The following is a 12584-nucleotide window of genomic DNA, read 5'->3' on the forward strand; positions in this document are numbered from 1 at the left end:
ACCCCTCGAACCCGGGAGCCCCCCATGGCAGCCCAACGCGGCAAGGACCTGCTCATCCGCATCTCGAACGGTGCGGGTTTCCTGGCGGTGGCGGGCCTGCGCGCCCGCCAGATCGCCTTCAACGCCGAGACCGTGGACGTCACCAACGCCGATTCCGCCGGGCGCTGGCGCGAGCTCCTGGCCGGGGCGGGGGTGCGCCGGGCCGCCCTCTCGGGCTCCGGCGTGTTCCGCGACGAGGCGTCCGACGTCCGCCTGCGGCAGGTGTTCTTCGACGGCACCCTGGAGACCTACCAGGTCGTGGTGCCGGGCTTCGGCACCCTGGAGGGCGCGTTCCAGATCACCAGCCTCGAATACCGGGGGGATCACGCCGGCGAGGTGACCTTCGACATGGCCCTCGACTCGGCCGGCCCCCTCGCCTTCACGGCCGCCTGATGGCCAACCGCAGGCGCGGCGAGGTGGCCCTGGCCCTGGGCCCCGAGCGCTACACCCTCTGCCTCACCCTGGGCGCGCTCGCCGAACTCGAGGATGCCCTCGGGGCCGCCGACCTGACCGACCTCGCCGCCCGCTTCGGCGACGGTCGGCTGAAGAGCCGCGACCTCGTCGCGCTCCTGGGCGCGGCCCTGCGCGGCGGCGGCCACGCCCTCGACGATGCCGCCGTCGCGGCCCTGCCGCTGGCCGGCGACCTCGAGACCATCGGGACGGCGATCGGCGCCGTGCTCGCGGCGGCCTTCGGCGAGGCCTCCGAACACCCTTGAGCCCCACGGGCGGGACCGCGCCGGAGCCCCCCTCCGCCTTCCCGTGGGACGAGGCGCTGGCGCTGGGCCTCGGCCGCCTGCGCTGGCGCCCGCGCGATTTCTGGCGCGCCACGCCGCGCGAACTGATGGCCGCCGCCGGCCTGACGGGACCCCGCGCCGCCCTCGACGGGGCGGGCCTTCGGGACCTGATCGCCCGCTACCCCGACCCGACCTGACCCGAGGAGGCCGCCATGGCCGAGACCGAACCCGACCGCATCGCCGCCGCCCGCGCCCGCCAGCTGGAGACCCTCGACCGCCTCGCCCAGCGCTTCGGCCAGAGCCTGTCGAAGGCCCTCAGCACCAATGTCGGGGCCGGGCGCCAACTCGACAGCGTGCTCGGCACCCTGGCGACGAAGCTCTCCGGCGTGGCGATCAAGGCGGCCCTCAGCCCGGTCAAGGCCGGGATCACCGGGCTGGTGAACGGGCTGATCGGGGCGGGAGCGGGCGGCGGCGATACGGCCTTCGCCCGGGGCGGCGCCCTCCAGCAGGGCCGCGTGCGCCCTTTCGCGGCCGGCGGCGTGGTGGCCGCCCCCACCTACTTTCCCATGCGCGACGGCCTCGGCCTGATGGGCGAGGCCGGGCCGGAGGCGATCCTGCCCCTGAAGCGCGGCAGCGACGGGCGCCTCGGCGTCGCGACGGGGGGCCAGGCCTCCGCCCCCGTGACCATCCACATCGCCACCCCCGATCTCGAGAGCTTCCGCCGCTCGGAGGCGCAGGTGGCCGCCGGCCTCGCCCGCGCGGTGGCGCGCGGCCGCCGCGGCCTCTGAGGCGAAAGGAGGAACGCACCATGGCCGACGACCCGCCGAGCGACTTCCACGAGGTCCGCTTTCCCCTCGATGTCGCCCTGCGCGGCAGCGGCGGCCCGAGCCGGCTCACCGAGATCGTGACCCTGGCCTCGGGCCGCGAGCACCGCAACAGCCGCTGGGCCGATTCGCGCCGGCGCTACGATGCCGGCTTCGGCATCCGCACCCTCGACGCCCTGCACGCGGTCTTGAGCTTCTTCGAGGAGCGGCGGGGCCGGCTCTACGGCTTCCGCTACCGCGACCGGGTCGATTCGACCTCCGGCCCGCCCTCGCGGGGAATCGCGGCCACCGACCAGCTCCTCGGCCTCGGGGACGGGGCCACCCGGGTGTTCCAGCTCGCCAAGACCTACGGCACCGGGCCAATGCCCTATCGCCGGACCATCGCCAAGCCGGTGGGCGAGAGCGTGCGGGTGGCGGTGAACGGCGTCGCGGTGCCGCCGGCCAAGGTCGCCTGCGAGGCCGCCACCGGCCGCCTCACCTTCGCGGCCGACGCCGTGCCGGGGGCGGGGGCGCGCGTGACGGCGGGCTTCGCCTTCGACGTCCCGGTCCGCTTCGACACCGACGACCTCACCGTCGACCTGTCGGCCTTCGCCGCGGGGGAGATCCCGCGGGTGCCGCTCATCGAGATCGTGCCGTAGCGGGGGCGAAGCGCAGCGGCCAGGCGCCGGGGCGCCGGACCACTGTGCGGGGCGCGAAGCGCCAGAGGCGCTCGGCGCCGGGGAAGTCCGCGCGGTCGGGGGCGTCGAGGACCACCTGCGGGTGCCCGGTCATCTGCACGAGGTCGCCGGTGGCGAAGTCGATGAACAGCAGCCCGGCGCGTGGGTTGGCGAGCATGTTGCCCAGGGTGTTGAAGAACCGGTTGCCGGAATAATCCGGCACCGTCAGGACCCCGTCGGCGCCGACCCGGACGAAACCGGCGGGGCCGCCGCGATGCGAGACGTCGACCTGCCGGGTGCCGTCGGCGCCGGGGGCGTAGCTGGCGACGAAGAACGTCTCGGCGCTCGCCACGAGGGCCCGGGCCTGCCCGTCGAGCCGATCCGACACCCGGGGCGCGGCCGGCGAGGCCGGGACCAGCTCCGGATCGGTCCGGACCCGGATGTATTGCGGGCAGTTGCCGAAGCTCTGGGCCACGCGGATCGAGAAGCCGTCCGGCCGGTCCCGCGCCACGGTGCCGTTCAGGCGGTTGCGCCGGCGGGTGCCGAGGTCGATCCCGAGGAGGCCGACGGCGGCCCCCTCCCCCAGCCCCGCCTCGGCGGGATCGTCCGGTTCGGGCGCGACCCGGACCCGGAGGTGCCCGGGATCGGGCGCGTCGAGGAAGCCCGGCGCCCCGGTCCGCACAGTCGCCCAGGCCCCGCCCTCCGGGTCGACCGTGCCCAGCACCACGTAGGGCAGCTGGCCGTAGAAGGCGCGGTGCTGCTCGATCAGGTGGTCGCGGATCACGCGGGGGCCGAGCTCGGCCATCCGCTCGGCGACGCCGAGATGCGCCTGGAGGGCGGTCTCGCCCGCGTGCCAGGGCGCGGCGGGGTGGGTTTCCGGGAAGGACATGGGCTGTCTCCTGAGACGGGGCCGATCGTGGTCCGAGGAAGGGCGTTGGCGGGAACGGGCGCTGGGTGCTGCCCTTGTTGGAAGGAGGGGGATTGCAGATGCCGATCGGCTCGTCGGAAACCCACGCGTTGCACCGGGTCATCCCGGGGCCGCGCAGCGGAACCCGGGAACCAGACGCGCAGGTGGTACAAGACTTTACGCCGTCAGCGGCTCTGGATTCCGGGCTCGCCTGCGGCGACCCGGAATGACAGGGTTGATTTCGGCTGCGATCGGGCCGGAAATCCACACGCAGCACCCCGTCATCCCGGGGCCGCGCAGCGGAGCCTGGGATCCAGAAACGCAGGTGGCGCAAGACTTTACGCTGTCGGCGGTTCTGGATTGGACGCCGCTGGCGCGCCCCTCCGGGTCCGAGCTCGCCTGCGGCGCCCCGGAGACGCTCAGGCGGCGCGCAGGCCGGCCGGAGTCTGCGGGAAGGGCACGAAACCCGGCAGGGCCTCGATGCGGGCGAGCCAGGCGCGGACGGCGCCGTAGGGGGTCAGATCGACGTTCCCCTCCGGCGCGGCGGCGACGTAGCTGTAGAGCGCCACCTCCGCGAGGGTCGGGTGGTCGGCGGCGAGCCAGGACCGCTCGGCGAGCTCGGCCTCGATCCGGCCGAGGATGACGTGGGCCCGGGCGATGACCTCGGCCGCGTCGAAGCTAGCGCCGAACACCGTGACCAGGCGGGCGGCGGCCGGGCCGAAGGCGATGGGGCCGGCCGCCACCGAGAGCCAGCGCTGCACCCGCGCCGCGCCGGCCGCGTCCTCCGGCAGCCAGTCGGTGCGGCCGAGGCTTTTGGCCAGGTAGACCAGGATGGCGTTGGAATCCGGCACGACCGTCTCGCCGTCGACGAGCACCGGCACCTGGCCGAAGGGATTCAGCCGCAGGAAGTCCGGCGCCCTGTGCTCGCCCTTCGCGAGGTCGACCTCGACGATGTCGCAGGGCTGGCCGAGCAGGGACAGGAACAGGCGGGCCCGGTGGGCGTGGCCGGACAGGGCGACGTGGAACAGCTTCATGGGAGGTCTCCTCGGGGATGGGGTCGGCACCCGAGCCGGGTGCCGGCGTCATCCGCATTCAAGACCCTGAGCCGCGCGGGGAGAATGCGCTTTCCCCGCAAGCCACTCTTCCGCAAAGTGGAATAATCGGGGCCCGACTGGGGGACGGCATGGATGGTTGGCAGGCGATGCGGGTCTTCGTCCGGGTGGCGGAGAGCGGGGGCTTCGCCGGCGCGGCGCGCCAGCTCCACATGAGCCCGCCGGCCGTGACCCGGGCGGTGGCCGCCCTCGAGGCGCGGATCGGGGCGCGGCTCCTCGCCCGGACCACCCGCTCGGTGAAGCTCACCGAGGCGGGCGGGCGCTACCTGGAGGATTGCCGGCGCATCCTGGCGGAGATCGAGGAGGCGGAGGCCGCCGCGGCGGGCTCCTACGCCACGCCCTCCGGCACCCTGACGGTGACGGCACCGGTGCAGTTCGGGCGCCTCTACGTGCTGCCGGTGATCACCGACTACCTGGCGCGCCACGCCGCCGTCTCGGCGCAGGCGCTGTTCCTCGACCGGGTCGTCAACATGATCGAGGAGGGCGCCGATGTGGGGGTCCGGATCGGTCCCCTCGCGGAGTCCGGCCTCGCGGCGATCCGGGTCGGCACCGTGCGCCGGGTGCTCTGCGCCGCGCCGGACTACCTCGCCCGGCATGGGACGCCGGCGACGATGCGGGACCTGCGCGACCACGCCGTCATCGGCTCGGCCGGCACCGGGACCGTCGCCCTGCGGCCCCGGCTGACCTGCAACACCATCGATTCCGTGCTGGCGGCGGCGCTCTCCGGCCAGGGCATCGCGCAGCTCCTGTCCTACCAGGTCGTTGCGGCCCTGGCGGAGGGGCATCTGCGCCTCGTCCTCGACGACCCGGAGGCGGCGGCGATGCCGGTCCACGTGGTGAGCCCCGAGGGGCGGCGCGCCCCCGCCAAGGTACGGGCCTTCATCGATCTCGCGGTGGCCCGCCTGCGGGCCGACCCGCGGGTCAATCCGAACCGCTCCTGAGGCGGTCTCCGCGAGGATTTTTTCGCCATGCGCGACCTGCCCCCCGACCTCGCCGCGCATCTCGCCGGCGGGGCGACCACGCTCTGCCATTGCTGGGCCCTGACCCGGCGCGACGGCGCCCGCCTCGGCTTCACCGACCACGACCGCGACCTCGCCTTCGGCGGCCTGACCTACGCGGCCCGCTCCGGGCTGGAGGCGGCCGAGGCAACCGCCGAGCTCGGCTTCGCCATCGGCGGCGGCGAGGTCGCGGGCGCGCTCTCGGCGGTGGGGCTCACCGAAGCCGACATCGCCGGCGGGCTCTACGACGCCGCCTCGGTGGAGACCTGGCTGGTGGATTGGAGTCGGCCGGAGACGCGCCTGCTCCTCGAGATCGGCACGGTGGGCGAGGTGCGCCGGGCCGGCACGGCCTTCGTGGCCGAGCTGCGCGGGCTGATGGACCAGCTCGACGCCGAGCGCGGCCGGACCTACCGCGCCACCTGCGGGGCGGATCTCGGCGATGCCCGCTGCCGCGTGGACCTCACGGACGGGCGCTTCGCCACCACCGGGACGGTGCTGGCGGTGCCGGAGCCCGGCCGCCTCGACGTCGCCCTGGCGGGGAACTTCGCGGCGGGGTGGTTCGCCGGGGGGCGCCTCGCCTGGACCGGCGACGGCCAGGCCGGACAGGAGGCCGAGATCCGCGACCAGGCCGGCGCGGCGGGGACGATCCGCCTCGAGCTCTGGCAGGCGCCGCCCCGCCCGGTGGCGCCGGGCGACCGCTTCCGGCTCACCGCCGGCTGCGACAAGCGCCTCGCCACCTGCCGCGACCGGTTCGCCAACGTGCCGAACTTCCAGGGCTTCCCGCACCTGCCGGGCAACGACTTCGTGCTGCGCCCCGCCCCCGGCTCCGGCCCGGGCCTCGACGGCGGCAGCCTGTTCCGGTGAGGGGGCCATGACATCTGAATCGTTGAAGTCCGAGGCGATCGTCGCCCTGGCGCGGGCCTGGATCGGCACGCCCTATCGCCACCAGGCCTCCCTCAGGGGCGTCGGCTGCGACTGCCTCGGGCTGCTGCGCGGGGTCTGGCGCGAGGCCCTCGGCCCGGAGCCCGAGGCGGCCCCGCCCTACGCCGCGTCCTGGGCCGAATCCGCGCCGCCCGGGCGCGATCCCCTGGCGGAGGCGGCCGCGCGCCACCTCCTGCCCGTCGACGGTCCGCCCGCGGCCGGCGACGTCCTGCTGTTCCGCTTCCGCGCCCACCTGCCGGCCCGGCACTGCGCCATCGCCACGGGCGCCGGCACGATGATCCACGCCCATGACGGCGCCGCCGTCACGGAGGTCGCCCTGACGGGCTGGTGGCGGCGCCACCTCGCCCAGGTCTTCCGCTTCCCCGGCGCGGGCGGCGGCTAGCCGAACCAGCCCGACGCCCCCGCTTCCCGGAGTCCGCCATGGCCACGCTGATCCTGCAAACCGCCGGGGCGGCGGCCGGCACGGCGCTCGGCGGGCCGATCGGCGGGATCATCGGCAGCGCCCTCGGGGCGGCGGCGGGCTCGGGCCTCGACGCCGCCCTGTTCGGCGGTCTCGCCGGCGGGCGCACCGTCGAGGGGCCGCGCCTGTCGGACGTGGCGGGCCTGAGCTCCACCGAGGGCGATCCGATCCCGCGGGTCTACGGCCGGGCTCGCCTCGGCGGCACCCTGATCTGGGCGACCCGGCCCCTGGAGGTGGCGAGCACCGCCGCCGGCCCGGCCGGCGGCAAGGGCATCGGCGGCGGCAGGGTCAAGCGCACGAGCTACGCCTACTTCGTCGACCTCGCCATCGGCCTGTGCGAGGGCCCGGTGGCGGGAATCCGGCGGGTCTGGGCGGACGGGCGCGAACTCGACCTGACGACGGTGGCGCTCCGGCTGCACCTCGGCGACGCGGACCAGGCACCCGATCCGCTCATCGTCGCCAAGGAGGGGACAGAGAACGCGCCCGCCTATCGCGGCCTCGCCTACGTGGTGTTCGAGCGCCTGGCGCTGGCCGAATTCGGCAACCGCATCCCGCAATTCGCCTTCGAGGTGCTGCGCCCCGTGGCGGGCCTGGCCGGGATGATCCGGGCGGTCTGCCTCATTCCCGGTTCCACCGAATTCGGCCTCGACCCGCTGCGCGTCACCGAGGAGGCGGGCTACGGCACCACCCGCCCGGCCAACCGGTTCCAGCTGCAGGCGGGCACCGACGTCACCGCCTCCCTCGACGCGCTCCAGGCGCTCTGCCCGCGGCTGACCCGCGTCTCCGTGGTGGCGAGCTGGTTCGGGGACGACCTGCGCGCCGGGCGCTGCACGATCGCCCCCCGGGTCGACCAGGCCGCCAAGGCGACGAGCGGCGACGCCTGGTCGGTGGCGGGCCTGCGCCGCGAGGGGGCGAGGCGGGTCTCCACGGCGCCCGGCGGCGGCCCGGCCTATGGCGGCACCCCCTCGGATGCGGGCCTGACCCGCCTGGTGGCCGAGCTGCACCGGCGCGGCCTCGGGGTGGTGCTCTACCCCTTCGTGATGATGGACGTGCCCGCCGGCAACGCCCTGCCGGACCCGCGCGACCCGGCCGCCGCCGGCCAGCCGGCCTATCCCTGGCGCGGGCGCATCACCTGCGATCCCGCCCCCGGGCGGCCGGCGAGCCCGGACGGCACCGCCGCGGCCGGCGCGCAGGTGGCGGCCTTCTTCGCGCAGTACCGCCCCTTCGTGCTGCATTACGCGGCGCTGGCGGCCGCCTGGGCCGCCGCGGGCGTTCCGCTCGCCGGCTTCATCCTCGGCAGCGAGTTCGTCGGCCTCACCCGGGTGCGGGCCGAGGCCGGGCGCTATCCGGCCGTGGAAGGCTTCCGCGGCCTCGCCTCGACCCTGCGCCAGACCCTCGGCCCGGCCGTCCGGCTCGTCTACGCCGCCGACTGGACCGAGTACGGCGCCGACGTGCGCGACGGGGGCGCCACGATCTGCTTCCCCCTCGACGCCCTGTTCGCCGATCCGGCCATCGACGCGGTCGGCATCGACTACTACCCGCCCCTGACAGACTGGCGCGACGGGGACGCCCATGCCGACCTGGCGCTGGCGGATTCGATCTACGACCCGGCCTATCTCAAGGGCCGGATCGGCGCCGGCGAGGCCTACGACTGGTTCTACGCTGACGCGGCCGACCGGGCGGCGCAGGTCCGCACGCCGATCACCGACGGGCGCTACGCCAAGCCCTGGACCTTCCGGGCCAAGGACCTCGTCGGCTGGTGGGCGAACCCGCATGTCGAGCGGGACGGCGGGCTCGAGACCCGCGCGACGGCGTGGGTGCCGCGGGGAAAGCCGATCTGGCTCACCGAGATCGGGGTGCCGGCGGTGGACAAGGGCACCAACGGCCCCAACGTCTTCCCCGACCCCAAATCCGCCGAGAACGCGCGTCCGCCCGCCTCGCGCGGCACCCGCGACGACCTGATCCAGGCCCGCGGCCTCGCGGCGATCCTGGGGCGGTTCGACCCCGGCCTGCCCGGCTTCGAGGCCGCCCACAACCCGGTCTCGCCCCTCTATGGCGGGCCGATGGTGCCGGCGGATTCGATCTTCGTCTGGTGCTGGGACGCCCGGCCCTACCCGGCCTTTCCCGACTTCGACACCGTCTGGGCCGATGCCGGCAACTGGTCGGTGGGCCACTGGATCACCGGGCGGATCGAGGGGCTGGAACTCGACCGGCTCGTCGCCGCGATCCTGTCCGACCTCGGCATCGCGGTGCCGGCCGCCATCACCGCCGAGGCTACCCTCGACGGCTACGTCGTCGACCGGCCGATGTCGGCCCGGGCGGCCCTGGAACCCCTGGCGCAGCTCTACGGCCTCGACATCTCCGCCCGGGCCGGCACGATGATCGTGCGCGGGCCGGGCCGGGAGGCGGCTCTGCCCATCGCGGCCGACGACCTCGTGGTCCTGCGCGACGCGGAGGCGCCCCTGTCCCGGGTCCGGGCCGAGGAGGCGGAGCTGCCGCGCTCCCTGGCGATCGGCTTCACCGACGGCGAGTCCGCCGAGTACCGCCGGGCCAGCGCCGCCGCGATCCGCCCGACCGGCCGACGCCGGCGCGAGACCCGGATGGAGGCCGCCGTGGTGATCCGGCGCGGCGCCGCCGAGGCCCTGGCGGAGGCCGCCCTCGATGCCGCGCTGGCGGCCCGCGACACCGCGCGCTTCACCCTGAGCCCGCGCCGGATCGACCTCGCGCCGGGCGACCTCCTGGCCCTGCCGGGGGAGCGCCTGCCGCACCGGATCCTGCGCATCGCCGACAGCCCGCGCGGACGCGCCATCGAGACGCGGGGCGTCCCCCTCCACGGCCGGGCGCCGCGGGCCGGAGAGCCCAGCGGCCCGCGCCCCCGCCGGACGGCACCGGCCCTGGCCGGGCCGCCCTTCGCGGTGGCCCTCGACCTGCCGGCCGACCGCGGCACCCCGACCGCCCTGCAGGTGCTGGCGGTGACGGCCGAGCCCTGGCCCGGGCCGATGGCGATCTGGCGGGCGGAGGGCGAGGCCGCCCCGCTGGCCCCGCTGGGCTTCGTCGATCATCCCGCCTGCCTCGGCGAGACCCTGGGCGAACTGCCGCCCGGTCCCCTCTGGCGCTTCGACCGGGGCGCGGCCCTGGTGGTCCGCCTGCGCCACGCGGGCGATCTCGCGGCGATCGACGAGGCGGCGGCGCTCGCCGGGGGCAACCTGTTCGCGCTCCGCAGCGCGGGCGACGGGGCGATCGAGCTGATCGCGGCCGCCGGGGTCGCGCTGATCGGGCCCGAGACCTACCGGCTCACCGGGCTCCTGCGCGGTCTCGCCGGCAGCGAGGCGCAGGCCGGCCGCACCGCGCCGGCCGGCAGCCTGATCGTGCGCCTCGACGGGGCGCTGGTCCCCCTGGTCGAGCGCCTCGACGAGGCCGGCCGCCCCTTCCGCTACCGCATCGGCCCGGCCGAGCGCGATCCGGCCGACCCGGCCTGTGTCGACCTGCGCGCCACGGCCGGGCTCGGCGCCCTCTCCCCCTTGAGCCCCGTCCACCTGCGGGCGCGGCGGGAGGCGGAGGGCGTGCGCCTCGCCTGGACGCGCCGGGCCCGGCGCGACGGCGATTCCTGGGAGGCCGCCGAGATCCCGCCGGAGGAGCCCGAGGCCTACCGGGTCACGCTCCACGCCGCCGACGGCCGCCCCCTCCAGACCCTGACGGCGGCCCGACCCGACCTCCTCTACGCCGCGGTGGACGAGGCGGCGGATTTCGGCGCGCCCCAGCTCCGCCTCGACATCGCGGTGGCGCAGGTCGGCGCCGTGGCCGGGCCCGGCCCCGAGACCCGGGCGCAGGTGCCGGTGGAGCCCGCCTGAGGCCCCGATCCCGCCATTCCCGATCCCGCCCCCCGAGAGAAGCCCGGAGCCGGCCGATGTCCGAGACCACGCCCAACCTGGCGCTGCCGCTGATCGCGGCGGCCCAGGCGCAGAAGCACGTCACGCACAACGAGGCGCTGACCGGCCTCGACGCCGTCGTCCAGCTCGCCTGCCGCGACAAGGATCTCGCCGCGCCGCCGGCGAGCCCGGCCGAGGGCGACCGCTACCTCGTCCTCAGCCCCGCCCCGACCGGGGCCTGGGCCGGCCTGTCGGGCCAGATCGCCCGGTTCCAGGACGGGCGCTGGCGCGGCCTCGCGCCCAAGCCCGGCTGGCTCGCCTGGCTCCTCGACGAGGACGAACTCTACGTCTGCACGGCGGCGGGCTGGGTCGGGTTCCGCGCCACCCTGCAGCAGCTCCAGAACCTGACGCGGCTCGGCATCGGCACCACGGCGGACGCCGCCAACCCGTTCGCGGCCAAGCTGAACACCGCCCTCTGGACCGCCCTGACCACGGCCGAGGGCGGCACCGGCGACCTGCGCTGCACCCTCAACAAGCAGGCCGCGGGCAACGTCCTGTCCCTGCTGTTCCAGAGCGCCTTCACCGGGCGGGCCGAGATCGGACTTTCGGGCAACGACGATCTCACCATCAAGGTGGCGCCCGATGCCGGCGGCCTCCGGGAGGCCCTGCGCATCGACCGGGCCAGCGGGCGGACCGACCTGAAGGGCCCGCTGCCGACGACTCTCCTGGGAGCGCCGGCCCTGCGCCTGGCCCAGGACCTGGCCACGGACGGCAGCCTGCTGGCCGGCGGCCTCACGCTGCAGGCCAGCAGCGCCGGCCTGTCCTGGAACGTCGCCGGGCTCGCCGGCACGGCGGGCTCGGCCGGCGCGCCGGGCGGCTTTCCCGGCGGCCTCGCGATCTTCGTCAAGCCGGCGGACGGGACCCGCCCCGGCACCCTGCGCGAGGTGGCCCGCTTCGGACCGGACGGCAATCTCGGCCTCGGCAGCCCTGCGCCCCTGGCGACGAAGCTCGGGGTGGCCGGCATCATCGCCCACACCGCGGACAACACCTGGAGCCTCGGCACGCCGGCGCTGCGCGCCTCGGTGCTCTATGCCGGCACCGGGGCGATCAGCACCTCCGACGCCCGCGAGAAGACGCCGGTCGCGCCCCTGAGCGCGGCCGAGATCGCCGCGGGGCGGCGCCTGGCCCGGGAGATCGGCACCTTCCAGTTCCGGGAGGCCCTGGCGCGGAAGGGGGACGGGGCCCGGCGCCATGTCGGGCTCACCGTCCAGCGGGCGGTGGCGGTGCTCGAGGAGGCGGGGCTCGACCCCTTCGCCTACGGCTTCGTCTGCCGCGATTCCTGGCCCGCGGTGGCCCCGCGCGAGGCGGTCGCCGGCACGGACGCCGTGCTCGGCGCGGACGGCCTCGCCATCGCGCCCGCCGTCCCGGCCCAGGCGGCGGTTCCGGGCCGCGAGGCCGGCGAGCGCTACGGCTTCCGCACCGACCAGCTCCTGCTGTTCCTCGCCCGCGGTTTCGAGGCGCGTCTCACCGCCCTGGAAGAGGCGGCCGCCGGTCCCTGACCCGCCAGGGCCCCGCTCAGCGCAGGTACCCGGCCGCCCGCAGGTCGGCCTCGACGGCCTCGCAGAGGGCCGCCAGCGGGTTGTCGTTCTGGGCGGCAGGCGGTTCGAGCGGCCGCATGGGTGGGAAGTTCTGGGACGGGAAGTTCTTGGGCGGCAAGTTCTCGGGTGGGATGGCCCGGGGCGAGAGATCCCGGAACGGGAAGTCCCCGTCGGGCGGCGGCGCCTCGCGCGCGCTGGCGCCGGCCCCGGTCTCGCGCCTCAGTGCAGCCGAGATGAGCTTTCGCAGCATGTCCGCCTCGTTCCGCGACCGCCGCAAGTGTCGCGCAAGTCCAGCGCCCAATCAATCGATCGGAGACAGGGCATGATTCTCAGTGCCATCGGGCAAGCCGTGCTCATCGCCCGGGAGGGACGCCGGCTCACCGCCTATCGCGACAGCGTCGGGATCTGGACCATCGGCATCGGCCACACCTCGGCGGCCGGGCCG

General features: G+C 75.9%; 14 protein-coding genes. 11 read left to right on the plus strand and 3 right to left on the minus strand.

All coding sequences use genetic code 11. The features are described 5' to 3' along the window. The first annotated feature begins 24 nt into the window (after nucleotides 1-24). The 5 genes from AC3WLN_RS21825 to AC3WLN_RS21845 are packed head-to-tail and all read left to right on the plus strand — an operon-like array spanning nucleotide 25 to nucleotide 2235. Nucleotides 25-432: a phage major tail protein, TP901-1 family gene (locus tag AC3WLN_RS21825; protein ID WP_492484786.1), complete on the plus strand. Its 408-nt coding sequence runs from the start codon at nucleotides 25-27 to the stop codon at nucleotides 430-432. Then, on the plus strand, nucleotides 432-755 hold the full coding sequence (locus AC3WLN_RS21830) for a gene transfer agent family protein (RefSeq protein ID WP_492484788.1): 324 nt from the start codon (nucleotides 432-434) through the stop codon (nucleotides 753-755). Before AC3WLN_RS21825 ends, AC3WLN_RS21830 begins: the two co-directional genes overlap by 1 nt. Then, nucleotides 752-970, plus strand: a complete 219-nt coding sequence (locus AC3WLN_RS21835; RefSeq protein ID WP_492484789.1) for a phage tail assembly chaperone — start codon at nucleotides 752-754, stop codon at nucleotides 968-970. Before AC3WLN_RS21830 ends, AC3WLN_RS21835 begins: the two co-directional genes overlap by 4 nt. A 15-nt stretch (nucleotides 971-985) precedes the next feature. Further along, complete coding sequence (locus AC3WLN_RS21840) at nucleotides 986-1561, plus strand: phage tail tape measure protein (RefSeq protein WP_492484791.1); 576 nt, start codon at nucleotides 986-988, stop codon at nucleotides 1559-1561. A gap of 20 nt (nucleotides 1562-1581) precedes the next feature. Next, on the plus strand, nucleotides 1582-2235 hold the full coding sequence (locus AC3WLN_RS21845; RefSeq protein ID WP_492484793.1) for a phage distal tail protein, Rcc01695 family: 654 nt from the start codon (nucleotides 1582-1584) through the stop codon (nucleotides 2233-2235). Here the strand turns inward: AC3WLN_RS21845 and AC3WLN_RS21850 are convergent. Both AC3WLN_RS21850 and AC3WLN_RS21855 read right to left on the minus strand, forming a co-directional pair. Then, a complete protein-coding gene (locus AC3WLN_RS21850; RefSeq protein ID WP_492484795.1) occupies nucleotides 2216-3142 on the minus strand; it encodes a pyridoxamine 5'-phosphate oxidase family protein in 927 nt (308 codons plus the stop codon). The genes AC3WLN_RS21845 and AC3WLN_RS21850 overlap by 20 nt on opposite strands. A 437-nt stretch (nucleotides 3143-3579) precedes the next feature. Then, entirely contained in the window at nucleotides 3580-4194 is a 615-nt protein-coding gene (locus AC3WLN_RS21855; RefSeq protein WP_492484797.1) for a glutathione S-transferase family protein, read from the minus strand. A gap of 149 nt (nucleotides 4195-4343) precedes the next feature. Here AC3WLN_RS21855 and AC3WLN_RS21860 point away from each other — a divergent pair, with 149 nt between their 5' ends. From AC3WLN_RS21860 to AC3WLN_RS21880, 5 genes are read left to right on the plus strand one after another with little or no spacing between them, the layout of a single operon-like run. Further along, the gene (locus AC3WLN_RS21860) at nucleotides 4344-5213 is read left to right on the plus strand and encodes a LysR family transcriptional regulator (RefSeq protein WP_492484799.1); all 870 of its coding nucleotides are present in this window, start codon (nucleotides 4344-4346) and stop codon (nucleotides 5211-5213) included. A gap of 27 nt (nucleotides 5214-5240) precedes the next feature. Next, on the plus strand, nucleotides 5241-6134 hold the full coding sequence (locus tag AC3WLN_RS21865; protein ID WP_492484801.1) for a phage/gene transfer agent baseplate hub protein: 894 nt from the start codon (nucleotides 5241-5243) through the stop codon (nucleotides 6132-6134). Between the two features lie 7 nt (nucleotides 6135-6141). Beyond that, nucleotides 6142-6594 carry an NlpC/P60 family protein gene (locus tag AC3WLN_RS21870; protein WP_492484803.1) on the plus strand — a complete coding sequence of 151 codons (453 nt, stop codon included), beginning with the start codon at nucleotides 6142-6144 and terminating at the stop codon, nucleotides 6592-6594. A gap of 38 nt (nucleotides 6595-6632) precedes the next feature. Then, nucleotides 6633-10523 (plus strand): baseplate multidomain protein megatron, encoded by a 3891-nt coding sequence (locus AC3WLN_RS21875; RefSeq protein ID WP_492484805.1) that lies wholly within the window; start codon nucleotides 6633-6635, stop codon nucleotides 10521-10523. Nucleotides 10524-10579: 56 nt separating this feature from the next. Continuing rightward, the gene (locus AC3WLN_RS21880) at nucleotides 10580-12100 is read left to right on the plus strand and encodes a DUF2793 domain-containing protein (RefSeq protein WP_492484807.1); all 1521 of its coding nucleotides are present in this window, start codon (nucleotides 10580-10582) and stop codon (nucleotides 12098-12100) included. Nucleotides 12101-12116: 16 nt separating this feature from the next. Here AC3WLN_RS21880 and AC3WLN_RS21885 read toward each other — a convergent pair whose 3' ends face one another. Beyond that, a complete protein-coding gene (locus AC3WLN_RS21885; protein ID WP_492484809.1) occupies nucleotides 12117-12389 on the minus strand; it encodes a hypothetical protein in 273 nt (90 codons plus the stop codon). A 72-nt stretch (nucleotides 12390-12461) separates the two neighbouring features. Between AC3WLN_RS21885 and AC3WLN_RS21890 the strand changes: the two genes are divergently transcribed. After that, the coding region (locus AC3WLN_RS21890; protein WP_492484811.1) for a glycoside hydrolase family protein at nucleotides 12462-12584 on the plus strand (123 nt) is incomplete at its 3' end.

Source organism: Methylobacterium sp. FW306-05-D (assembly GCF_058782155.1).

Bases quoted from the DNA above. Each gene is read 5' to 3' on its own strand.
- AC3WLN_RS21855 (WP_492484797.1), bottom strand. From the start codon at position 4,194: ATGAAGCTGTTCCACGTCGCCCTGTCCGGCCACGCCCACCGGGCCCGC.
- AC3WLN_RS21865 (WP_492484801.1), top strand. From the start codon at position 5,241: ATGCGCGACCTGCCCCCCGACCTCGCCGCGCATCTCGCCGGCGGGGCG.
- AC3WLN_RS21825 (WP_492484786.1), top strand. From the start codon at position 25: ATGGCAGCCCAACGCGGCAAGGACCTGCTCATCCGCATCTCGAACGGT.
- AC3WLN_RS21880 (WP_492484807.1), top strand. From the start codon at position 10,580: ATGTCCGAGACCACGCCCAACCTGGCGCTGCCGCTGATCGCGGCGGCC.
- AC3WLN_RS21850 (WP_492484795.1), bottom strand. From the start codon at position 3,142: ATGTCCTTCCCGGAAACCCACCCCGCCGCGCCCTGGCACGCGGGCGAG.
- AC3WLN_RS21860 (WP_492484799.1), top strand. From the start codon at position 4,344: ATGGATGGTTGGCAGGCGATGCGGGTCTTCGTCCGGGTGGCGGAGAGC.
- AC3WLN_RS21830 (WP_492484788.1), top strand. From the start codon at position 432: ATGGCCAACCGCAGGCGCGGCGAGGTGGCCCTGGCCCTGGGCCCCGAG.
- AC3WLN_RS21870 (WP_492484803.1), top strand. From the start codon at position 6,142: ATGACATCTGAATCGTTGAAGTCCGAGGCGATCGTCGCCCTGGCGCGG.
- AC3WLN_RS21885 (WP_492484809.1), bottom strand. From the start codon at position 12,389: ATGCTGCGAAAGCTCATCTCGGCTGCACTGAGGCGCGAGACCGGGGCC.
- AC3WLN_RS21840 (WP_492484791.1), top strand. From the start codon at position 986: ATGGCCGAGACCGAACCCGACCGCATCGCCGCCGCCCGCGCCCGCCAG.
- AC3WLN_RS21875 (WP_492484805.1), top strand. From the start codon at position 6,633: ATGGCCACGCTGATCCTGCAAACCGCCGGGGCGGCGGCCGGCACGGCG.
- AC3WLN_RS21845 (WP_492484793.1), top strand. From the start codon at position 1,582: ATGGCCGACGACCCGCCGAGCGACTTCCACGAGGTCCGCTTTCCCCTC.